General features: G+C 55.7%; 24 protein-coding genes, 1 pseudogene and 1 riboswitch. Of the genes and pseudogenes, 5 read left to right on the forward strand and 20 right to left on the reverse strand.

What is annotated here, in order from left to right; genetic code table 11:
• Window positions 1-213: 213 nt before the first annotated feature.
• Complete coding sequence (locus NI000_RS00865) at window positions 214-1,077, reverse strand: GNAT family N-acetyltransferase (protein ID WP_253406851.1); 864 nt, start codon at window positions 1,075-1,077, stop codon at window positions 214-216.
• The gene (locus NI000_RS00870; RefSeq protein ID WP_253406853.1) at window positions 1,074-1,808 is read right to left on the reverse strand and encodes a metallophosphoesterase family protein; all 735 of its coding nucleotides are present in this window, start codon (window positions 1,806-1,808) and stop codon (window positions 1,074-1,076) included. The genes NI000_RS00865 and NI000_RS00870 overlap by 4 nt, the downstream gene beginning before the upstream one ends.
• A 139-nt stretch (window positions 1,809-1,947) precedes the next feature.
• On the opposite strand from NI000_RS00870, the pseudogene NI000_RS36650 reads away from it, so the two are divergent.
• Window positions 1,948-2,052 (forward strand): annotated as a pseudogene (locus NI000_RS36650) (TetR/AcrR family transcriptional regulator); the annotation flags it as partial.
• Window positions 2,053-2,061: 9 nt separating this feature from the next.
• Window positions 2,062-2,484: a TetR/AcrR family transcriptional regulator gene (locus NI000_RS00875; RefSeq protein ID WP_253406856.1), complete on the forward strand. Its 423-nt coding sequence runs from the start codon at window positions 2,062-2,064 to the stop codon at window positions 2,482-2,484.
• Window positions 2,485-2,581: 97 nt separating this feature from the next.
• On the opposite strand, the gene NI000_RS00880 is transcribed toward NI000_RS00875, so the two are convergent.
• Together NI000_RS00880 and NI000_RS00885 are read right to left on the reverse strand one after the other, a co-directional pair.
• Window positions 2,582-3,673: a saccharopine dehydrogenase family protein gene (locus NI000_RS00880; protein WP_253406858.1), complete on the reverse strand. Its 1,092-nt coding sequence runs from the start codon at window positions 3,671-3,673 to the stop codon at window positions 2,582-2,584.
• A gap of 23 nt (window positions 3,674-3,696) precedes the next feature.
• Window positions 3,697-4,428, reverse strand: coding sequence for a class I SAM-dependent methyltransferase (locus tag NI000_RS00885; protein WP_253406860.1), 732 nt, complete (start codon window positions 4,426-4,428; stop codon window positions 3,697-3,699).
• A 387-nt stretch (window positions 4,429-4,815) separates the two neighbouring features.
• Between NI000_RS00885 and NI000_RS00890 the strand changes: the two genes are divergently transcribed.
• Window positions 4,816-5,892: a response regulator transcription factor gene (locus tag NI000_RS00890; protein WP_253406862.1), complete on the forward strand. Its 1,077-nt coding sequence runs from the start codon at window positions 4,816-4,818 to the stop codon at window positions 5,890-5,892.
• 146 nt (window positions 5,893-6,038) lie between these two features.
• Here NI000_RS00890 and NI000_RS00895 read toward each other — a convergent pair whose 3' ends face one another.
• From NI000_RS00895 to NI000_RS00935, 9 genes are all read right to left on the reverse strand, one after another.
• Window positions 6,039-6,713: a response regulator transcription factor gene (locus tag NI000_RS00895; RefSeq protein ID WP_253406864.1), complete on the reverse strand. Its 675-nt coding sequence runs from the start codon at window positions 6,711-6,713 to the stop codon at window positions 6,039-6,041.
• A gap of 133 nt (window positions 6,714-6,846) precedes the next feature.
• Window positions 6,847-7,314, reverse strand: a complete 468-nt coding sequence (locus tag NI000_RS00900; RefSeq protein WP_253406866.1) for an MEKHLA domain-containing protein — start codon at window positions 7,312-7,314, stop codon at window positions 6,847-6,849.
• Entirely contained in the window at window positions 7,311-7,577 is a 267-nt protein-coding gene (locus tag NI000_RS00905; protein WP_253406868.1) for an HPr family phosphocarrier protein, read from the reverse strand. The genes NI000_RS00900 and NI000_RS00905 overlap by 4 nt, the downstream gene beginning before the upstream one ends.
• A 203-nt stretch (window positions 7,578-7,780) precedes the next feature.
• A riboswitch (cyclic di-GMP riboswitch) is annotated at window positions 7,781-7,868 on the reverse strand.
• 204 nt (window positions 7,869-8,072) lie between these two features.
• On the reverse strand, window positions 8,073-9,659 hold the full coding sequence (locus NI000_RS00910) for a PucR family transcriptional regulator (RefSeq protein WP_253406870.1): 1,587 nt from the start codon (window positions 9,657-9,659) through the stop codon (window positions 8,073-8,075).
• 299 nt (window positions 9,660-9,958) lie between these two features.
• Window positions 9,959-11,380 (reverse strand): hypothetical protein, encoded by a 1,422-nt coding sequence (locus NI000_RS00915; protein ID WP_253406872.1) that lies wholly within the window; start codon window positions 11,378-11,380, stop codon window positions 9,959-9,961.
• 181 nt (window positions 11,381-11,561) lie between these two features.
• Window positions 11,562-13,004 carry a nicotinate phosphoribosyltransferase gene (locus NI000_RS00920; RefSeq protein WP_253406874.1) on the reverse strand — a complete coding sequence of 481 codons (1,443 nt, stop codon included), beginning with the start codon at window positions 13,002-13,004 and terminating at the stop codon, window positions 11,562-11,564.
• Between the two features lie 22 nt (window positions 13,005-13,026).
• Window positions 13,027-13,581 carry a cysteine hydrolase family protein gene (locus NI000_RS00925; protein WP_253406876.1) on the reverse strand — a complete coding sequence of 185 codons (555 nt, stop codon included), beginning with the start codon at window positions 13,579-13,581 and terminating at the stop codon, window positions 13,027-13,029.
• Between the two features lie 92 nt (window positions 13,582-13,673).
• Complete coding sequence (locus tag NI000_RS00930; RefSeq protein ID WP_253406878.1) at window positions 13,674-14,390, reverse strand: hypothetical protein; 717 nt, start codon at window positions 14,388-14,390, stop codon at window positions 13,674-13,676.
• 11 nt (window positions 14,391-14,401) lie between these two features.
• Entirely contained in the window at window positions 14,402-15,553 is a 1,152-nt protein-coding gene (locus tag NI000_RS00935; RefSeq protein ID WP_253406880.1) for a nitric oxide synthase oxygenase, read from the reverse strand.
• A gap of 262 nt (window positions 15,554-15,815) precedes the next feature.
• On the opposite strand from NI000_RS00935, the gene NI000_RS00940 reads away from it, so the two are divergent.
• Window positions 15,816-16,142 (forward strand): hypothetical protein, encoded by a 327-nt coding sequence (locus NI000_RS00940; RefSeq protein WP_253406882.1) that lies wholly within the window; start codon window positions 15,816-15,818, stop codon window positions 16,140-16,142.
• Window positions 16,143-16,248: 106 nt separating this feature from the next.
• Here NI000_RS00940 and hrpB read toward each other — a convergent pair whose 3' ends face one another.
• The 7 genes from hrpB to NI000_RS00975 form a co-directional block, all read right to left on the reverse strand.
• A complete protein-coding gene (gene hrpB / locus NI000_RS00945; RefSeq protein ID WP_253406884.1) occupies window positions 16,249-18,735 on the reverse strand; it encodes an ATP-dependent helicase HrpB in 2,487 nt (828 codons plus the stop codon).
• 331 nt (window positions 18,736-19,066) lie between these two features.
• On the reverse strand, window positions 19,067-19,603 hold the full coding sequence (locus NI000_RS00950; protein WP_253406886.1) for a chromate transporter: 537 nt from the start codon (window positions 19,601-19,603) through the stop codon (window positions 19,067-19,069).
• A gap of 15 nt (window positions 19,604-19,618) precedes the next feature.
• Entirely contained in the window at window positions 19,619-20,269 is a 651-nt protein-coding gene (locus NI000_RS00955; RefSeq protein WP_253406889.1) for a chromate transporter, read from the reverse strand.
• Window positions 20,270-20,533: 264 nt separating this feature from the next.
• A complete protein-coding gene (locus NI000_RS00960; protein WP_253406891.1) occupies window positions 20,534-20,932 on the reverse strand; it encodes a YmaF family protein in 399 nt (132 codons plus the stop codon).
• 63 nt (window positions 20,933-20,995) lie between these two features.
• Window positions 20,996-21,220, reverse strand: coding sequence for a YwbE family protein (locus NI000_RS00965; RefSeq protein ID WP_253406893.1), 225 nt, complete (start codon window positions 21,218-21,220; stop codon window positions 20,996-20,998).
• Entirely contained in the window at window positions 21,217-21,405 is a 189-nt protein-coding gene (locus NI000_RS00970) for a hypothetical protein (protein ID WP_036676228.1), read from the reverse strand. Before NI000_RS00970 ends, NI000_RS00965 begins: the two co-directional genes overlap by 4 nt.
• A 202-nt stretch (window positions 21,406-21,607) precedes the next feature.
• Window positions 21,608-21,955, reverse strand: coding sequence for a c-type cytochrome (locus NI000_RS00975; protein ID WP_253406894.1), 348 nt, complete (start codon window positions 21,953-21,955; stop codon window positions 21,608-21,610).
• Window positions 21,956-22,048: 93 nt separating this feature from the next.
• On the opposite strand from NI000_RS00975, the gene NI000_RS00980 reads away from it, so the two are divergent.
• The gene (locus tag NI000_RS00980) at window positions 22,049-22,477 is read left to right on the forward strand and encodes a FixH family protein (protein ID WP_253406895.1); all 429 of its coding nucleotides are present in this window, start codon (window positions 22,049-22,051) and stop codon (window positions 22,475-22,477) included.
• Window positions 22,478-22,557 lie beyond the last annotated feature (80 nt).

Raw genomic sequence — 22,557 nt, forward strand, 5'->3', positions numbered from 1 at the left:
GGATGCCATCACGGTCGCAACAAAGGAAAAGCCCTTGCTTCGTTCCGCTTGCGCAGAATGAAACAAGGGCCTCCGTTCGTACGGTCAGCAACCTGGCACGATTCGTTCATTTGATGTTTTTATACTATACAGAGTATTCCAATTTGTCAACTATGATTTTGAACTCCGGTCAAATGGACTCCGATTTCACCGGAAAAAGCCATGTCCGAGCTTCTATCCGAATGCAGGGTCGGCAAGCACGAACAGCAGCCCCCGCCGTCCGGGCAAAGACGAAGCCCCGAGCAGCATTTGCGGCGAAACGGAAACCTCCCGAAAATCCAGCCCGCGGAGCCGCTCTTGAAAAGAGGCTTGAATGCCCGGAACATCCAGCTGAATCTGCCCCCGCCATCCCGCTATAAGCGCCTTCAGCAGCCGGATAGCCATATCCTCGTCTGCCGAAACAAGAGGACCCACGACCAAGATGTCATCCTTCGCCCGGGCGAAGCCATAGCCCTGGATTGCGCCTGATGAATCGCGTACAGCCCATCCGCCGATTTTATGATGATCGATGGAATGAAGCACGCGCTCGCGTCGGACGCCCGTGGCCGCCCGATCCAGCTCGATCGCCTCGGGCAGCACGGCTTCATTCAGCGGCACCATATCTCCGTCGCCAGGAGTTTGTTCCTGCTGTGGGCTTTCCAAAGGAACGTCGTACTGAAATCTGTGGGCGTACCCAACCGTTTGAAAGCCGAGCGAAGTATACAGCGGAAACCCGGACTTTGTCGAAACGAGCGTAACCGCCAAGTCCCTCTTTTCCGCTTCCGACAGGTAATGGAGCATCAGACGTTTTCCCAGCCCTTTTCCTTGATATGCCGGATCGACGATAAGATGGCCGATGGAGACCAGTTCCTGGCCGTACACATAAAATCCCGCGCACGAAATCCACTTTCCCCTGTCCCGATGCCCAAATACCGGACCCGTTCGCAAATACAAATCGGGCTGCGCCTCAGAAAAGTTCCAACCGACGCTGCGAGCCAAGGTGAGCAGATGCTCGCCGTCGCCGGCGTTCATCGATTCCAGAGCATAAGTTTCGTTCATCTTTCCCAATTCGTCCCTTCCACGTGATACGTCGTGAAGCCTCCGTTCTCGTCGATGACCAGACAGTTCAACTGCTGTCCGTAGACGCAGCCGCCGTCGATACCGATTTTGTCGCCGCCGAACCATACGCCGGGAGAATCGTGCAGAGACGAGGTTCTCGTATGCCCGAAAATGACTGTTTTCTCGACCACGGTCGGATGGCTGTAAAACGGTTCGCGTATCCAGATCATATCCCGGGCAGGCTGTTCCTTCCAGTTGGGATACGCCGGGTTCAAGCCCGCATGGACATAAATGAACCGCTCGTCCTCGTAAAACAAAGGCAGGCTGCCCAAAAAAGCCAAGTGATGCCCATACTCCGACCGAACCCATTCTTTGGCGCACTCGGTACGTTCCCGGCCGGCCCCTTCGTTCGATTCAAAAGGGGCATAATAGCTAGCAAGCGTCTGCACTCCGCCGTATTTTAAAAATTTCATCTCTTCGTTCTCTTCGCACGGGCCTGTTACGACGTCGACAAAGCGTTGATCGTGATTGCCCCGCAGCGCGATGACCCCGTCTTCCCGAACCATGGTCATCACCCGTTCGACGACGTCCTTGCTTCTGGGCCCGCGATCCACATAATCTCCAAGCAGAATGAGCCGATCCTGGCGGGCGTTATACTCCGCAGCGCGCAACAGCGCGTCGAAGCTCTCGTAGCTCCCGTGAATGTCGCTGATGACTAACGTTCTGTTCAATGCCAATCTGTCCTTCCGCTCTGGTATCCGATTCCGAAGCCGTTCTGACAATAGGTAATTTTATCACAGCCGTTTGTCTCTGGATAGTGTTCCTTTGTCAGGTGCGCGGAGCTTGCGTTAAGTTATTGTTGAATGCACCATCGATGTCATCACCGAAATCGGGTATGCGAATACATCGATCGGAAAGATCGCACAAAAGGCAACCGTCAGTAAAGGGGTCATCACGTATCACTTCTCGGACAAAGAGGAATTGATGACGGGAGTCGTTGTCGATTTATATCAGAAAGCCGCCTTATTCATGGAAAAGCATATGCAAAATCCCGACAATGCCATCGACATGTTGCGAGCCTATATTGTATCGAATTTACTTTTTATCAAAGAGAACCGGAAACATGTGGCGGCAGTTATAGAAATCGTGACGAACGATCGCAATGAACGAGGCGAATTGCGCTTTGCCGAGCAGGATGAGGCGATTTATGGACCGCTTGAAGAAATCTTTCAATATGGACAAGAAGTGGAGGGTACCTTCAGAAGCTTTTCAAAAAGGTTTATGGCGGTAACGCTGCGAAGTGCGATTGACGCAGCCGGATATCAACTGGCCAAGAACGATCACTTCGAAATCGACCGCTACGCGGAAGAACTGGTTACGATGTACGATCGGGCAACGCGCAAATGAAGAGATGGGGGCATTAGCTTGAGGCAGAACTCAAGCATGCCCCCCTTCTTTACACAACAATCGTAACCTTCCCCGTGTAGCCGTAGCACATTTCAACTCATACCGTCGAATGCAGATTTCCGTCCAAGCGGATCTCGACAGCCGCTTCCTTCGTCAGCCAATCGCGCATATCGCCCAGCTCGAACAATTGCTCGATGTGAAATACGCCATACGGGAAATCCTTGCGGCAAAGGGCATCGGCTATCGACACAGCCACCTTCGCTGTCATGTCCGACTGACGGATTCCTTGCAGGAAGCACTCCACATAGGCGTCTTTATTCCCTTTGCTGCCTCGCGCATCCACCTTGACGGCAAAACGTTCTTCTCCGAAATGCAGCTTTCCGATACCTGAAATCGCCGCCTGACGGACCCAACCCACCTTCAAAAAGCCGGCTGCTCCCGTCGCCCGCAATCCAGCCGCCAGAGCGGTCACCATAGCCGAGTCAAAGCAGAGGCGCGTGGAAACGGTCGGTACATTAAGCGTACGGGCTATCGTTTGCTGGTCGGAAAAAGGAAACCGGTACGCTTTTTTGCGCCCAAAATCCGTTCCGAAATCTGCAACCCGCCCGTCCGTGAAGCTTTTTACCGCGACGCTGCGGTTGTTCCGGATCACTTCAAAGCGGGCATTCAGATTATCGACGGTCCATGCGATCGCAGCTTCGCCGTGCCGATCCCCTAACCCAAGCATGATCGTAATATCGATCTCGTGGACTTGCTCCAACAGCTTGCTTGCCTCAAGCGCAAGCAAATTCGTTAAGCCCGGTGCAAGGCCGATGCTCAGTACGGCCGTTACGCCGTGCGCTGCAGCCTCCGGTCCGCACCGTTCCACTTGGGTCAAAAAAGCGCCGTTCGCGGATACATCGATATAATGCGTCCCGTTTCGGAAGCAGGACCGGACGAAAGCCGTATCCGTCTGATCCAGACACATGATCACCAGCTTGGCGTCGTTCAGAACGTCCGAATCGGCTGGATTGCGGATATCCAGCGCCAGAGGCTTCACCTTCCCGCCGGTTTCCCGGCTGAGCCGTTCCGCTCGCTCCGCGCTTCTCCCTGCGGCAAACACCTGGCCGGGGTATCGCTCGCCCAATTGCTTGCAAATGGTTGTCCCCACATGGCCATATCCGCCCACTACCACGATCTTATTCTTCATGCGGTTCCCGCCTTTCCTTTGTTTTATTGTTTGACCGCGCACCAAGCTTCCACAAAATAAGACCCAAAATAACGGACCGGCTGGATAAATCCCGCCTCGCCCAAAAGCTCCAGCACGCTGGAAGAGGAAACCGGATCGGATTCCCGGCCGATGGAGGCCGCGAACCGTTCCCATTCCTGCTCGGAAATGCCGTTATCCAGCATGTGGCTCCTCCAAGCCTGCATTTGCATCTCAAATGCAGCCGTACCCGGTTCCCCGTTGATCGAAGCGAGACATAACGGCGCACCAGGCTTGAGGCGCTCCGCGATCTGGCAGAGCAGCTCCTTCTTCTGCGATCGCCCGCTTACAAAATGCAGCACCAGCATGCAAGCAGCGGCATCGTAAGTGAATGCGTGTCCTTCGGGAAGCTGCTGTATTGTGCCCTGAACGAACGATACCCGATCCGAGAGCCCGGCCCGCTCTACCCGTGCCTTCGCGATTTCCAGCATGCGGGCGGAAGGATCGATCCCTGTAAACGACCAGTCCTGGTGCCGGCTTCCGAACGTCACAAGCTCTTGACCGCCTCCGGCGCCAACAATCAGCAGCTTCGCAGCGCGGTCCCCCTCGTTCGGTTGAGTCGTATTCATGTATGCCGCGATCAGGCGGTCCGTCATCTCATACATATGAGCGTAGCCCGGAATTTTCAAGGCAATGGTCTCTTCATACCGTTCTACCTGCGGGTGATCCCAGCTCATCGGGATATGCTTATCGTTCATTCTCATCCCTCCTCATGTTCTTTCCAACTCCTTCTGTGTCCTGTAAACTAAGAGTAAGAATTATTCTCAATTATATGGACACACAGCGAAAGCGCCATCCCACAAATATGGGATTGAGCTTGTTGAGAAACCAGCTTTTACAAAAATAGAGATGCATACGGAGGCGGGGTATCCACTGGAGAAGCGATAGCGGCCGCCTTTGTCTTCGGGAAATGTCCTCTAACCAACGGCTTCCAATCAAATTTCCCGATGACAACAGCGGTCGGAAGTGGATACCCTGCCCCCTCGTAACCTCTATTATCTCAATTGACACTTTCTCAACACTCTGCATCCCACAAATATGGGATTGTTCGCTTGTTATTTATACAATAAAATCGGGAGACGTTTATGAATACACGGGTGGAAGGCTTTAAGCAAACGATAACAAAACTTGGTCAGACCGCCTCTTCGTCGCAAGAGTACAGGACCGCGCTGATTGAACAATTGCGTGCAGTCGTGCCGTTCGATGCCGCTTGCTGCACCGCTGTCGATCCGCAGACCTTGCTATCCACAGGCGCGGTTACCGAGGCGGGCGTCGAGGCGATCCATCATCGACTGTTCGAATTTGAATATTCGCGCGGAGATGTTAACACGTACGACCGCCTGGTTCATGCGGCCGATCCCGTCGCTACCTTGAGCGGAGCGACGGAGGGCCAGTTGGAGAGAAGCTCGCGCTACCGGGAAGTGCTGCTTCCTGCGGGGTTCCATGACGAACTGCGTGCCGCGCTTGTATACGAAGGAGCATGTTGGGGGTATTTGACGCTGTTCCGCCGTTCGGACCGTCCGGTTTTCCAAGAGGAGGAGCGCAAATTCATTTCTTCGCTTGTCCCCTCGATTGCCTTTCAATTGCGAAAAACAAGCCTCGCCCTGCCCCCCGAGGAGATCGCTTGGATGGAAGAAGGCCCGGGCATTTTAGTGCTATCCGACCGGTTCGCCACCGTCTCCTCCAACATGGCTGCGGATCGCTGGCTGGCGGAGCTGCGGCAATGGGAACGCATTGACGACGGGACGTTGCCAAGACCGATCCGGGCAGTCTGCTCCCGCGCCCTATGGGAACCCGCTGCCGCCGGAGAGAGCACATCGCCGGCAAAAGTGTGCATCCGCCTGCCTCAAGGCCCCTACCTGACGATCCGGGCAAGCCGGCTAAGCGGTTCTTCAACTGCGGCGCAGCTGGCCGTCTTGTTCGAACCGGCCAAACCGTCCGACATGCTCCCTCTTATTGCGGAAGCATACGGCTTGTCGGAACGGGAAAAGCACATTCTCGACCGGCTCGTCAGAGGCTTATCTACGAAAGAACTAGCCCGCTCGCTTCACATTTCCCCTTACACGGTTCAGGATCATCTGAAGTCGATTTTCGAGAAAACCGGTGTCAAAAGCCGACGCGAGCTAATCTGGCAGCTGTTTTCCCGGTTCGGCGTACATTAACTTTCACAAAAGTAAAGAGCAGAACTTCGGAGCGGCGCTCCTCCATTCTGCTCTCTTCGCTTGTTTCATCCGGCTTGACCAGCCGTGTAGGACATGTACTTCTGCCGATCTGTCAATTCGAAGCCGTTCTCAGCCGGTCCTCTGCTCTATGCCCGCAACTCCAACCGGTAGCCGAGCCCCCGGACCGTGCTGATCTTGAACGAATGCCGTTCCTCGGGAAACCGTTCGCGCAGACGGTTCACATGGACGTCGACGGTCCGCTCGCCTCCGTCATAGTCGTAGCCCCAGATATCTTCGATCAACTGATCGCGCGAGAACGTTTTGCCGGGATAGCTGGCCAGCTTGAACAGCAGCTCAAATTCCTTGAGCGGAAGCGTAATGTTCCCCTGACCTACGGAAAGCTCATATGTAAGACGGTTCATCGCCAGTTCGCCGACCTGCAGCGTCTGCGACGAAGCGATCCGGTACCGCTTCAACAGCGCCTTCACACGGACGATCAGCTCTGCCGGTTCAAACGGCTTCACAAGATAATCGTCGGTGCCTAGCTCGAAGCCCTTGACCTTCTGCTTCGTCTCGCCGATCGCCGTCAGCATGAGCAGCGGCAAATCGTAAAGCCGCCGAAGCTGACGGCACAGCTCCCAGCCGTCCATATGCGGCATCATAATATCGAGAATGACCAAATCCGCCTTGAACGTTTCCAGCTTGTCGAGCGCCTCCTGCCCGTGGGCGGCTTCATGCACCGTAAAGCCTTCCTGACGCAAGCATACTTTAACCAGTTCGCGGATATGCGGATCGTCGTCGACAACCATGATTCTGCTCATCTGCTTCGTCAACCGCCTTTCTGATGTTCAACTTCCTTCTGCTAGGACTTATCATACAACAGAAATATAAACTGGATATGAACGACAACGGGTTCCATACACAAGAAATCCCCGCCGGACGGACGGGGATGTGTCAACAATATTCGAATTCGGAGAAGCAGGCGGCTTGCCCTGCATAGCGGCCATCCTCATCCGTGATATTCCAAACCGTAGCCTTCTTAATATAAAATCTTCGTCCGCTGCGGGAGATGCGGATTCCGGTGTAATCGTCGGCATATCCTTGCTCCTGCACCTTCTTCAACAACTGCTCGCGCTGCGTGCGCTCCATCTCTTCCGCCGTATACCTCGACGGGGTACGGGTGAACGTCTCCCAATCCATCTCCCACAAAGACAGCGCCGCTTGGTTGCCGTAGTTCAACACCGGATCGTCCTCGATCCCATGGGACAGCACGACAATCGGCGACAGGAACAACCGCTCGGCCCAGCTGCCGGAGCTTTCCGGTCCCGGAAGCAGCTCGTTTCCCGTCAACCGGCGGTAGCTGCGGACAAGCCGCTCCGCATGGTCGGAGCCGGCCCCGACGCCTCCATTCGGCAAGATCATACTTGACGCTCCTTGTTCTCCAGCATAGAGCTCATCATCTCGATCGCTTCCTCTTCGTCGGCGCCTTTCGTCTGGATCGTCAATCTCGTCCCGCGCCGGATCGGAATGAACATCATCCCGAGGATGCTCTTGGCATCGAGCTGCATACACTCCGCCTCGAAACGGATTTTAATGTCGGAACGGTATTGGTTGGCATACTGCACGATTTGCTGCAAATATTCGGGCCGCAGATCATCGGAAATAACAATTTCGTGAACTCGCATGACACGCCTCCGTTACTTAGTAGTGGAAAGAGTATATAAAGTTGACTGTATTATACTGCAATTCCAAGGAGGGGAAAACGTTTGCATGCCCATTTTTTCCTTAAGCGGGAAAATACGCAGGTTTCTCGTTTGTTCATGCGGTGCATGACAAATAGCCCCGCAATCTTAAACGGAACGGTGCGTACGTTTAAGATGCATCCCTCTTTGGCGGCTCGGCCGTCATCGCATAACTTATGCCTTAGACCCGGAGCTTTGCGTCCCCGCTTTTCAACAGGTTTGCCTTTATCAGTAAAGATGTCTTCTGCGTCCTTGCCCTGCAAGCGGCGCTTGTTAAAATTGTAAGCCTTCTCGCTAAAATATGTCAAGTAATTCCTTCACACTCTGGAAGTCCGTTCCTGCATCTGCAGCGGCCGCCAGCCGGATTCGGAATCCGGCCGGGGCGCTTGATTGAGCCGGTCGGACAGCAGCTTCCTTACAACGCAATAGCGGGACGGTTTACATCGGCTTCAGCATTTGTCTAAAAGTAAAAGCCAGCTTCAAGCGAAGCAGATCATTAATTTTTTTGTAATCGACTTCCAGCAGCTCGCCAACCTTCTCCAGCCGGTAAGCTGCCGTATTGCGGTGAATCAGCAGCTGTTTGGCCGTCTCGTTAACTTGCCCGTCGTTCTCGATGAACGTTTCCAGCGTACGCAGCATTTCCTGCGAGTATTCCGGGTCCTTCTTCAAGAGCATCTCCAGCACCTCGTTGACGTATATCTGCATGTGCTCCCTGGGGACATGCTGGAACAAGTACGCGAGCTCGACCGACCCGAACTGTACCACGGCATCCCGAATGCCGAGCCGGTCAGCCAGCCGGGACGTCTCCAAGCATTCTTTGTAAGCATCCCGCAGTTGGCCCGGCCTGTTCTTCTTATTGCTGACGCAGATCCGAAGCGGAGCGCCGCAGTCCTCCTGCAGCACCCCGCGCAGACACGAACGCAGCAAGTCGGTCAACTTCCCGTCCGCCCCGGGGGCATCGACCAGAAAGATGGAGAACAAGCCCTCTTGGATGTAAAAATGAATAACGGCCATCTCCTTGAGCTCCGGGTGATACTGCATTTCCTCGCGGATATTCCGCAGCAGCCTCTCCTTCTCCCCGCAGCCCGCTTCCGGCGATACGAGGGTAAGCAGTCCGCGATACGCGCCTTGAAACAGCGGAATCCCCTGCCGGGCCGCTTCTTCCGTCAGCGCTTCAATCGTGCCGCTCCCCCGCAAATACCGGCCCAACAGCGCCCCCAGATCGTTTTGCGCCGCATGGTTGCGGTATTCATTGAAGATCACTCCCATATGATACGAAATGATCTCCGCCGTTTGCAGAAACAACTCTTCCTCCACCTGTACCGGAAGGGGATTCTCCGGAAAAATGACCATATAGCCGATACACTCCTCGTGCTCCGTAAGCGGGACACGAAAACATCGGCTCTCTTCCACAAACGCCCACTGCGCTTCTTTCTTCCACGGCCAGCCGTGCAGCAGCTGCGAAGCTCCGAAAGAAGTCGCATTGAATACAAGTTGACCGCGGGAACCGACAACGGCGATCGGATACCCTAAGATCCCCAGAAGCTTCTGAAAAAAATGGTTTATCCGATCCGGCCTAAGTGCGAATTGCATCAGTCTCTTTTGTTTGTCGAGCACGGTGTGAAGAATTTGTGTATGATATTGCATTTCGACATGAAACAGTCCGTGCAAATGGTCGGAAAAAGAACATTCGTAAGGTAATTTGATCAGAGGGAAATCGAGGCGGTTGGCTTCTTCAAGGATCGGTTCGGGTACATCGTCCCAAAAGCGGCCGATCTTAATTCCGAGTCCGGCCGAGCGGCGCTGGTTCAACTTGCGAAGCAGAGGAATAGCGTCATCCGGGACGTCTTTCATCAAATTAGCGGTCGTGAATACCATCTCGCCTTCCTTGATCCAATCGGCAATATCCGGCGTATCCATGACTTTAACCGACTTCACGAGGCGCGACGCACCGCTTTGTCCGGCAACAAGCTTTCCTTCGGACAACGGATAAATGGACAGCACTTGTTCGACGGTGATGTTCATTTCGTTTCTTCACCTCCTGGAATGGTCTTTTGGCGGGTCTGATTTGATTCCGACGTAATCCCATGCAACAAGCTGTATCAAGTTTATGTTACATAATCAATGTGTTTTTTAAGTGTATGTATTTAACGAATCGTAGCATCCGGTCGAAACAGCCGGAACGTGAAAAGGCGAGCATTAAAAAAGGAGCCTGACATGTTGCAGGCTCCAATCTCGCAAGTTTATCAGTTTTAAAACGCACCCGTCACAAAAGGGTACTGGCATTCCATCCAAACACTCGTTATCTAGACTGATCCGTTGATTTACGGCGCCGGCTGAACGATAAGAGGAACCTCATCGCTGATCCCTTTCCCAACCGTTTCCGCCGTGACCGTTAACTGCTCGCCGACGCGGAGCTCATACCAATGCAGATCTATGGAAAAGGAACCGTCCGTATTGGAGGGCTGGCTATGAAGCTTATCGTTCGGCCGTCTTATTGTTATTTCCGATTCGGGTTCGGCTTTCCCGGTGAGAATCCCGTTTACTGCGTCTACATGACCGATTACTGTTGGCGCCTCCGTTTTCCCCACGGTCGGGATGGCGGTTACTGGAACCGGGTCGCTCTCCTTTTTCCCGTCGGCCATGGCCGTTACATACAGCTTTTCCATAGGGACGGTCCGCAGACTTTTCATAGAATACGATCCGTTAGTTGTCCAATCCCCTAGGACAAGAGTTCCGTCTGCTTTTTTCAATTGCACGAAAACGCGCGTATTCGGTTCCGTACTGCCGCTAATCCATGGGCCATTCGAATAAACATTTCCCGATACGGTCGGGACTGAGCTTTTGGGGGAGGGCTGAACAATGGCATATACCGGATCGCTAACCGTTTTACCATAAGCTGTTGCCGTTAATTTCAGCTTTTCTCCCAATATGTACGAATCACTGCCCAAGTTTACGGAGAACGCTCCGTCTTCCCTTGATGCCGTTACTTGAGACTCCAAGCCGTTGGCTCGCTGGATCGTTACGACGGACCCAGGCTCGGTGAGCCCCTTCAACGAGCGTTCATAGACGCCCCCCGCTATAGTAGGAGCCGCCGTTTTTCCTTTTAGCGGCAAGACCGTAACCGTGACCGGGTCGCTTTCCCTTATCCCGGCGCCCACTGCTTTAGCTACCAATTGTAGCTTTTCCCTGGCGGTTATAGGGTAAGACGGCTTGACTTGCATCGTATAAAAGCCGGATTCCGTTGAAGCGTTCCCTACCACGTCTCCGGAATTATTTTTCAGTGTAATATATACGAGCTTACCCGGTTCCGTTGTGCCGCTAAGCCACCCGCCATTTGCATAGACATTCCCTGTGACGGTCGGCTTAGACGTCTGCACCGATGGCAGCACGGGGATATACACGGTATCGCTAACCGTTTTTCCCGGAGCCTGTGCCGAAAGGGCCAACTGCTCCCCGCCTTTGAGTATCCATGGCCACCTATAGGAGGCGTGATAGATCATGTACTCGCCATCCCATTTGGCCGTCCCCACCTTGTAGGTCCCATCCGACCGCTGGAAAATCACTGTAGCATCCGGTTCGGACCAGCCTCTTAAATAGGGGTCGTTATCATAGAGATCACCGTCCATGGTCGGTGTTTTTGTTTTTTCAACACCGGCTGAAACCGAAAAGGGAAAAATCGTACTGATTAGCAAGCCTAACACGATCATGACGGTGATTTGCCGATTTTGTGTTTCGAACAGCATTTCCGCTTCCTCCCGAAAATTTTAGTAAATACATGAGTAAAACAATACAAATAATACACAATAAAACTTATATGGATAATAATACTATAACATTTCGAAACGAACCATCTTTTTTTACCGGAACGCAAAAAGGAGCCTGACTTTTTCAGGCTCCGATGAGAGTAAGGCTGCATACGCCGTCCTATTCTTTATGTTTGCGAATCAGCTCCATCTTCTGATCCCAAGCTTTGGGACTCAGGTCGACGGGATACACTTCCGGATTCAGCTTGCGCAAATATTCCGGCCAGAATAAGGTCAGCTGATTCCGGTGATGCTCGCGGATGGTCTCCAGCGTGGGAAGTTCGTACACCTGCTTGCCATTCGTAAAAATCGGACGAAGCATCGGCTGCGCTTCGTATTGCTTGACCGTTTTCGAAATATAAGGGTGCACCGGGTCGAACAGCTTCAGCGGCTTGCCTTGCTGTACATCCTCTTCGTCCGTCAGCGCGATATAGTCCGCCATCGCCTTGTTGGTCTCGCGATTGACGATGCGGTAAACGTCCTTAATGCCCGGTGTCGTTACTTTTTCCGGATTGCCCGAAATTTTGATGACCGGTACGAAACCATCCTCCCGCTCGCGGGCCACCAGCTTGTACACACCGCCCAGCGCGGGCTGATCGGCCGCCGTAATCAGCTTCGTGCCGACTCCCCAGCTGTCGATTCTCGCCCCTTGGGCTTTCAGGTTGAAAATAATGTTCTCGTCCAAATCATTGGAAGCGACGATTTTGACATCCTGCAGCCCCGCTTCGTCCAGCATCGCGCGCGCCGTTTTCGACAGATAAGCCAAGTCCCCGCTGTCGAGCCGGATCGCGCTCATCCGTTTGCCCTGGCTTTGCAGCCATTTGGCCGTTTCAATCGCATGCGGCACGCCGCTTTTGATCGTATCGTACGTGTCGACCAGCAGCGTGACCTGATCAGGCAGCGCGGCCGAGAATTTTCGGAACGCCTCTTCCTCCGAATCGTGGTCCTGCACCCAAGCGTGCGCGTGCGTACCCTTCGTCGGAATGCCGAACATCATACCCGCTCTCATGTTCGAAGTGGCATCGAAGCCGGCGATATAAGTCGCCCGCGCACCCCATACCGCGGCATCCGCCTCCTGGGCCCGCCGCGTGCCGAATTCCATCAGCACATCGTCCGGGGCGACCTGCCGGATGCGCGACGCCTTGGTTGCGATCAGCGTCTGGTAGTTCATGAAGTTCAAGATTGCCGTCTCCAGCAGCTGCGCTTCAAATACGCTCGCTTCGACCCGGATCAGCGGCTCGTTCGGAAACACCAGCGATCCTTCCTCCACCGACCATAACGAACCGGTAAACCGGAACTGGCGCAGCTTTTCCAGAAAGGCCGGGTCGTAATTCTCCTCCTGTTCCGCCAAGTATTGGATCGACGCTTCGTCGAATTGCAGGTGCTGTATATACTCGACGATGCGCTGCAGGCCGGCAAACACGGCATATCCGTTGCCGAACGGCAGCTTGCGGAAGTAAGCCTCGAACACCGCCTTACGGTCCATCGAGCCGTTGAACCAGTGGGCGTACATCATGTTGATTTGATATTTATCCGTATGAAGCGTCAAATTGTCGCAGCTCATCGTTAGTTCCCCTCTCGCTTCATTAGACGTTTTTATCCGCAGCGCGGACGACTTCGGCGCCCAGCACGTTCTTAAAATGAGTCAGTGCCCATTCGTGTCCGGCCGGATTGAAGCTCGCGACCGCGTCCTCATGAACAACGATTTTATACCCTTTATTATAGGCATCCACGGCGGTATGCAGCACGCAAATGTCCGTACAGACCCCGATCAGGTGCACCTCGTCGATGCCGCGGGCCCGCAGCCGCAGCTCCAGATCCGTCCCGCAGAAGGCGCTGTACCTCGTTTTGTCCATCCAATAAATGAGGTCCTGACGCGACGAATAGACGTCGTGAAGGCGGCCGTACAGCTTGCGGCCCTCCGTATCGCGGATGTTATGCCGCGGAAACAGCTTGTGTTCCGGATGGTACGCGTCATTTTCCTCATGAAGGTCGACGGCCATGACGATCAGATCGCCCCCTTCGACAAACCGTTCCGTCAATTCGGCGATTCTCTGCTCCAAATCGATCGCCGGCTGCCCGCACGGCAGCTTGCCGGTAACGAAATCGACCGTATAATCGATCACAACGAGAGCTTTCATAAGGGCACCTTCCCTTTCCATGCGTATGTATTAAGATAGACTAGCAACTCTATCCTTTCGATAATGTCATTATGACATATTTAAAAAAAATGTCAAGCCCCCTTTTCTGATCCCCATCGCTCTAGCAGCCAAGCCGTCGTATAATCGGCGACAATCTGCAGATTGGTGCGTCCGTCCGGATTGACGAACGGCTCGTGGCCGCGAAAATAATCCGGATGCCCGCCCGTCAATGCCAGGTTGATCCGATACGCCGGCGCATGCTTGAAGCGGTCGTACCGGAACCGGTGACGAAGCCCGGAGTCTCCCGTTACCCAGCCGCCCCACGAACCGAGTCGGGCAATCGGGTCGCCCCCCTTCGCGCCGATGCCGCGTATGTAAAGCGCCCGTTCCCGGCCTGCGGGGCTTACCGGACATTTCGGCGAACCGATCTGCACCGTCAGGATACCCGGCAGGGAAAGCGCCGGGCGCAGCAATTCGGCCGCATGCACACCGGCCACTCCGCCTCCGCTGTGGCCGATCAGGACGGGAAGGTCGCCGCTGAATACGCTGCGGATCGCCTCCGCCGCCCTGCGGCCTCCGATCGAGCGCGCGGCCGCCTGCGGTCGCAACCGCAGATCCCGGTAGATTTCCAACATCTGAGCTGCAGTTCCTCGGCTCCAGTCGCCGTAAGGGAACAGCAGCCGGTACTCCGGCTGGAAACCATTCGCCTCCAGCCTGCGGCACAGCTGCTCTCCGAATGTTTCCATAAAATTCGGCGCCGTCGCCATGCCGGACAATAAGAAAAGCCGCGGTCTGTAAGAAATGGACATGTGACCGCTCCTCAGCCTCTGGTCGGCACATCGGCCGACGGGTCCGATTGTGCCCCGGCTTCGCCGACGTCCGTATTATTGTACGGGCAAGCTTGGCGGAAATAATTCGGCTTGACGATGCGATCGTCGTAGGACCGGTGAAAAATATGCGTCGCCGCCGGCGAAACCGGAGGAATCAGCCACGTCCAATCCCCGGTTAACGGGCGGCCGCTCCGCTCTTCCTGCTGCTCGAACCGCCGGAACTGCTCCGCCGCCGTATGATGATCTATGATGCTGACTCCCGCCGACTTAAAGGAATGAAGAACCGCTGCATTCAGCTCGACCAGCGCTCTGTCCTTCCACAAGGATACGTTGGTCGACGTATCCAGCTTCAGCAGCTCGGCCACCTTCGGCAGCATATGGTAACGGTCCGGATCAGCCAGATTGCGCGCGCCGATCTCCGTTCCCATGTACCAGCCGTTGAACGGCGCCGCCGTAAACCGGATGCCGCCAATATCCAACATCATGTCGGAAATAAACGGAACGGCGTACCATTTAAGTCCCAGCCCGGCGAACGAATCGTATTCCGGGTGTTGAATGGGCACCTCAAGCACCAAATTGTCGGGAATCGGATACCACCGGGGCTGCCGCCCGTTCACTTGGACGACCAGCGGCAGCACGTCGAACGGCGTGCCCGCTCCTCTCCAGCCCAGGCTCATGCAAGCCTTCGTGAACCGGACGGAGGCCGGATCGCCCACGATCCCGTTCCCGGTTTCATACCCGGCATAGCGGATCAGCTGATGGTTCCAGATGCGGATATGCCGCTCGTCCGTTTCTGACGCAAACACCGTGATCGACGGCCTGATCATGCCGCCGTTGGTCCCATAGGCGATATGGCGGAATATCGCTTCCGCAATGTCGTCTTCCTGCTCCAGACCTCTCTCGTCAAACACGTTTAACGACGGCCAGAATAACCTGCCGATGCAGCGGTTGCTGTTTCGCCAAGCCATTCTCGCACCATGTGCAAGCTCCTCGTAGGTAAGCTCGTAAGTTCCGCGCCGGGAGAGCTCTTCCCGAACCTCCGCGAGCCGCCGACGCGTTTGCTCCCCGCTTTTGCCCAACTCTTCATAGCACGACGTTACAAACGTCGCCGCTTCTTCTTGTATCGCTTGATTCGTCGTCATGTCGTCCTCTTCCGCTGCATTTTTTCCTCCATTATAACCCAGCCCTATAAAAAAAGCTCGCCGCTCGCCTATCCAAGCCGCCATTTTCCCAGTTTCGTATGTCATTCCGTGTCGAATCTGTGGCAAAAGCCGGATTGCTCCCATTCGCCCGGTCTCCCCGACTAAAGTCCAGCTTCCGTACCGCCTTCGGACGGTTTTACCGGACATGCAATTCGTATACAATAGAGACAAGATCTAAACGAACGAAAGTCAGGTGACGACGATGAAGTTGAAATGGAACATACAGACGATAGGCGGCTTCGTCCTGATGGGGATTGGCATCATCGGATTGATCGGTTGGGGCGGCATCAGCGGATTATTCGGGTATATTTTTGCTCTAGCTATGATCGCCTTCGGCTACTGGCTGTGGAGAACGGCAGATACGACGCTCAAGCGCGTGTGCAGCGGCTTGGTCATGCTCGCGGGCGCATCGCTCATCATCTTCTGGCTGCCGAAGTTCATCAGCCTGATCTTGGCCGGAGCCATCATTTACTTCGGCTGGATCCTTGTGAGAATCGGCCAGTCCCAAGGGTATCGGAATTGGAAATAAAACGGCGAAAGAGGCGGCCCATGTCTCCCTTCCCGCCCGGCAGGATAGCCGGATGGAACGGACATGGTACCGCCTCTTTTGTTTGTCCTTCTAAAGCTAAAGCGAGTTATATGCGCGGCTTGGCACGGTTGGTTGGCAAAGCCGTGAGCGGATCGTCCGGCCATACGTGCTTCGGATAGCGGCCCTTCAAATCCTTCTTCACTTCAAAATAGGCGTCCTGCCAAAAGCTCGCCAAATCGCGCGTGACCTGTACCGGCCGATGTGCCGGGGAAAGCAGATGCAGCAGCAGCGGCACCTTGCCACCCCCGATGCGCGGCGTTTCCCGCAGGCCGAACAACTCCTGGAGCCTCACGGCCAGCACCGGCGACGCCGGATCGCTGTAATCGACCGGGATCCGCGAGCCGCTCGGCACCGTTATGTGCGTCGGCACGAAGTCGTCGAGCTGTTGCCGCTGCGGCCACGGGAGCATGCCGTCCAGAATCGCGGCCATCGAGAGCCGCTGCAAGTCATCCCGGCTTTTGAGCCCGTACAGATGCGGGCCGAGCCACTCCTTCAGCCCCGCGAGCAGCGCCTCGTCGGAAACATCAGGCCAAGCCGGGTCCACCCTGTGCATGAAGCCGATGCGTTCGCGCAGCTGCTTCGCCGCTTTGGTCCACGGCAGAATGGACAAGCCTTCAGCCGTAATACCCTCAAGCAGCGCGTTCAGCACCTGCTCCGGGTCCGGGGCTTCCACAGGCACCTCCCGCAAGATAAGCGCGCCGAGCTTCTCCCGTTTGCGGGCACGGACCGCTTGAGCCGCCCGGTCCCACGCGACTGCGATCTCCGTTTCGATATCGCCCGCGAACACCCGGTGCAGCTGCTCCTCCGAGATCGGAGCCGCCTGATCGATGCGGCCGTCCGCCCCTTGATCATCCAGCTCCGCAACGACCAAATATTTCTCGCCATAGAGCGGCTGAGGACCCGAAAACGAACCTCCCCTGCCTCCACTCAGCAGGAAGCGCCCGCTTCCTTTATTTTGCGCGATCCGGTCGGGATAGGCGAAAGCAAGCAGCATTCCGCAGGCGTTCACTTCGTCTCTTTGCTCAAGCGGCAGGCCTAGCGCACGCTTCCCCTGCTCGGCCTCCGCCGCGATTCGGCGGCGGGCCGCCGGATCTGCCGCCTGTACGGCGCCGCCCGCTCCGCGAAGCGCCTCCACGCGCAGCCGCAGGTCCGCATTGGGCGAGTCCGGCTGGGAACGCAGCAGGTCGCGGTCGCTTAGTAGCGCAGCCAGCTCACAGGCTAGCCCGCCAAGCCCGAGCGGCACCGCCCGCAGCATCATGTGCGCGAGCCTGGGCGATACGCCAAGCTCGGCCATGCGGCGGCCGTGCACAGTAATCGCTCCGTCGTCCCCCAGCGCGCCGAGCTGCTTCAGAAGCGCAACCGCCTGACCAAAAGCGGCTGCAGGCGGTTGCGTCAGCCAAGCGAGCTGCGCCGGATCGGCGACGCCCCAAGCGGCAAGCTCAAGCGCAAGAGCGGCCAGATCCGCTTCCATGATCTCGGGCGCCCGTTGAGGCGCCAGCCGGCGGTCCTCCTGCTCCGTCCAGAGCCGGTAACACACGCCGGGAGACGTACGTCCTGCGCGCCCGCGGCGCTGATCCGCCGAATCCCGTGAGACGATGACCGTCTCCAGCCGCGTCATGCCCGTCCGGGGCGAGAACCGCGGCACGCGCATCCGGCCGCCGTCGACGACGATGCGCACCCCTTCTACGGTTAAGCTCGATTCGGCAATGGAGGTAGCGAGCACGACCTTGCGCTGCCCCGGCACGCTCGGCGCGATAGCTGCGTCCTGCTCCCCTTGAGCAAGCTGCCCAAACAGCGGAGCGATCCGCACCTGCGGACCGAGTCCCGCTTCAAGCAGCTGCCGTTCCACGCGCCGAATTTCCCCCGCTCCAGGCAAAAATGCCAACAAATCCCCTTCTTCGGCAGCCAGCGCCTGACGGATGCACGCTGTTACCGCCAGCTCCAGCTTTCCTTCCACAGGCTTGCTTAAATACCGCGTCTCTACGGGATAACTGCGGCCCTCGCTGACCACAACCGGCGCATCGCGCATCAGCGTGGCGACCGGAGCCGCATCCAGCGTAGCCGACATGACCAGGATGCGCAGGTCGTCCCGCAGCACCGCTTGCGACTCCAAAGCAAACGCCAAGCCCAGATCCGCATGCAAGCTTCGTTCATGGAATTCGTCAAAAATAACGACGGCCACATCCTCAAGCGCGGGATCGGCCTGCAGCAGACGCGTAAGCACGCCTTCCGTGATGACTTCGATGCGTGTTTTCGGTCCGACCTTCGTATCCAGCCGGACCCGGTAGCCTACCGTTTCGCCGACTTGCTCTCCGAGCCGGGACGCCATGTACCGGGCAGCGGCTCTCGCAGCCAGCCGGCGCGGCTCCAGCATCACAATTTTGCGTCCGGCCACCCATGGCTCTTCCAGCAGCGCAAGCGGCACGCGGGTCGTCTTGCCTGCGCCGGGCGGCGCTACCAGTACGGCATTCGTGTGCTTGTCCAGCTCCTCCTTCAACTGCGTTAAAACGCGATCTATCGGCAGTTCTCCCATATTTGTTCACTCCAACGTACGGCAAATTCGGTTTTTATTGTACCACAACCGCACAAAGAAAGCCCCATAACGGGGCTGAGCTTGTTGGGAAAGTGGTCAATAAGGGGATAGCGGTTTACGAGGGGGTGAGGTATCTACTTCCGGTCGCTGTTGTCTGCAGGAAATTTTCATTAGGAGCCGCTTAACAGCGGGTATTTCCCGCAGACAAAGGCGAACGCTATCGCTCCTCCAGTAGATACCCCACCTTCGTATGCATCTCTATTTTGGTAAAAGCCCACTTTCTCAACACTCTGAGCCCCATAACGGGGTACATCCTTGTACTATTCTGGATTTATTGAAAAAAGGCGATTCCGAGCACGCCCGAGAGAACGATCACCGCGAGCGGATGCAAGCGGTATTTGATCAAAGCGCCGAGACATACCGCCAAAATAATCAACATCCCGACCGTATGCCAGCTCATCCAATCGCCTCCGTTTCCCGGCAAGCTGAAGTGAATCGCCGCGTAAACGATCATCCCGGTCACTACCGGCTTCAGCCCGTAGAACGTCGCTTTGACCCACTGCCGCTGCTGCATGCGGAAAAAGAACGCGGCGATGAGCACGATAATGGCCAGCGACGGCAGCACCATGCCAAGCGTCGACAGGATCGCTCCGGGAACGCCGGCGGCTTCGTAGCCGATTAAGGTGGCGCTGTTCGTCGCAATCGGTCCGGGAGCCATCCCCGCCAACGCGACGGTATCCGTAAACTGCCGCTCCTCCATCCAGCCGTGGAGCAGCACCTCATGCCGAATCAGCGGAATCATCGCATACCCTCCGCCGAACGAGACAAGACCGATTTTAAGAAATACTGCAAACAGACTCCATAGCATAACCGTCACCCCGTTTTAAATCCCGTCCGCAATAAAGTAATCCGCATATTTATAGCCATTTCCGGCCGCCGGAGGTTCCTCTTTCTTAGGTTCGAACGCGCGATAGCCGAGCTTTCGTTTCATGCGGACAAGCAGATGCCCGATCACGAGTCCGATCAAAATAACCAGCATCGGATGCACATGAAAAACAAGCAGCAGCACGACCGTGAAAGCCGCCGTAGCCAATGTCGTACGGTCCACAACGGAGCTTTTCCCCATGTTATACGCCGAAATGATGATCAAGGCGGCAATCGCCGCTTGAATGCCTTGAAAGGCCGCAGCCACTTTCGGCAGGTCATAGAGCTCTCGAAACACAAGACTCAGTAAAAATACGATCAAAAAAGCCGGCAGCGTCATTCCGCCGACCGCCACCGCGGCTCCCGGCACCCCGGCCAGCCGGTAACCGATGAACGCCGCCGCATTGACGCCCACACCGCCCGGAGCGGATCCGGCTATCGATAAGACGCCGCTGATCTCGTCGGGTTCAATCCAGCGCCGTTTGCCGACGACCTCCCGTTCCATGACAGGGATCATCGCGTAACCGCCGCCGAATGTGACCGGACTGATTTTGCAAAAGGTCCAAAAGATCGACCCCAGCGGCTTCAGTTTCCTCAGCCATGATTTCATCCTGCTCCCCCCGTTCCCTGTTGTCCATTTAAGTATACCTCACTTTAATTCATTTTGGAATAATGTTTTTCATCCCTTTTTCTAAATGACCGTAAATACAACTAAATCAGCCCTATGGAATAAGCTGAGATTTATCTTAATTTTCTTAGTTTCAATCATAATGGATTTATGTTTATAATATCGATCCGAATACATTGAATTTCAGAGCAAACAAGGCCAACAAAAAAAGACCCGGATCATCCAAATCCGCGTCAGAAAAATAACTCACCAGCCCGGAGGCTCATAGCCGATCCCCGTTCCCGTTCGTCCGGCAAACTTGTGCGCGTGCCTTTTGACCGATAGCACGGTCTTGTAATAATTTTCCTTAAACTCGAACGGCTCGTCGTCCGTCAGCGCGTCGATCTCATGATAATGGGAGCCGTCCGGCAGCATAATCGGCGGTCCCGTCATCCCGATGAAACGGTGAAAGTGGCCGGAAACGGTACTTGTATACCCTTGATACCTATGAACATGCCCGTCCGTTCCGTCTCCGTTCGTTGCATAGACGAACATCTCGATTCGATGGATATGCCCCCATGCCGCAGAGGTCAAGCCTATGAACGCGTGGGCATGAGCCGGCGGCTGCGGAACATACGGCACCGGCGGAAGCGGACAAACTGACATAAAAGCGCTCTCCCCTTCGCTTTATTATCGCAGATGCTACAGGATACGCGGGGAGAGGCACGATTATTTCTGTTCCGGCTTCGGGGTTGCCGAATTGACGATTTCCTTGACCCGGCCGACTTGTCCGTCCGTCAAACGCACCTTGATGCCGTGCGGATGCGTCGCCGAATTCGTCAGCAGATCCTTCACGATGCCGCGCGTCAGCTTTCCCGTCCGCTGATCCTGCTTCAGGACGATGAGCACCTCGGCGCCCGGAAGAACGTCAGCACGCTTGCGTCCGTCGCTCATCCGTACTGCTCCGGCAGCTCAAGCCAGCCCTGAAAAATGGCGTAATAGAACACGAATGCGCTTACGAGGCCCAGAATCGTAAAGCTGATGGCAAGTCCCTTTTTTTTCTGAAACAGCCACACGAAAGCCAAGCTGAAAAACGTGCCCATAACAAGCAAGCAAACGATCAAAATGATAGTTGCCATAGCTTCTGTTCAAACCCCTTTCGAATCAACAGTATAGTTTAACCGTTTGCTTACCAAAATACCACAATTTCCAACGGAAAAACACTCCGCTGCTGCAATAACCTTGACAATTTCATGAAACGGCCGCCGCTATACCGCCTTCTCTCCTCCAGGTTAGCCAAAAAAAGAGAGCCGCCCGCTCGGCGGGACGCGCTCCCTTCGTTTACTTCTTGGCGGACAACCACTCCGTCAATGCCTGAATTTCCGGCTCCTTCAACGTACTTTTGTAGGAGGGCATTCCTCCGCCCCCGTTCTGAATCTTGGCCGTGATTTGTTCTTGGCTCAGCTTGGCCCCCGTCTTCTGAAGATTGGGCCCGACTTTACCCGAGAGATCGGCCCCGTGACAGGAGACGCAATTCGCCTTGTAAATCGCCTCCGCGCTAGTCGCTTCGCCCGCTGCCGATTTGGAGGGGGTACCCGCCGGCGCAACGCTTTTGTCCCCGCCGCAAGCCGTTGCAAGTCCGGCTAATAATAGCAAACCGGCTGCCAATGGGATCCAGGCTCGCTTCATGACCATTACCACCTTTGTTTTGAGGAATATTGGAGCTTGACCCGGGATACATATGAAACGATACTACCCCGGAAAGGCAGGGATACGGCCGCTATGCCCAACATCGCTTGGCTTCGCCTCTTCGGCCTCGGCGCCATGATCGTCGCGGGGACTTGGTTCGGTTTCCGGCAATTCGCCGCCACCCCTCCGAAGTTCCCTCCGGCCTCGGATTTTATGGTAGAAGGTTACCACATTCAAGTGTCGCTTCACCCGAGTCCGGCCACAGCGCTGAAACCCGGCACGTTTACCGTCACGCTTCGCGACTCGGCGGGCCGGCCGGTGAGCGGCGCTATCGGGACTGCCACCATCTCGATGCCGCAAATGCTGTGCGGAGTGAGCCCCTTTATCCTGACAGAAACGGAGGCCGGCCGGTACGTCGGCGAAGGCATTCCGCTTATGGCGGGCTCGTCCGTTGCCGACGTGTCGATGACCGTCGGAGACAAATCGCTCCGGGTCCGGTTTCCTTTTGCCGCCGTCCGATAATATCCGTTTTTTCCCTAGCCTGCTTCCACTGTATCGAATCGTCCGGCGTGTGCCTATGACTCCCCGGGGCTATTTTTCAC

Origin of the sequence: Paenibacillus tyrphae (assembly GCF_024158745.1) — a bacterium.
GTDB classification, from domain to species: domain Bacteria; phylum Bacillota; class Bacilli; order Paenibacillales; family NBRC-103111; genus Paenibacillus_G; species Paenibacillus_G tyrfis_A.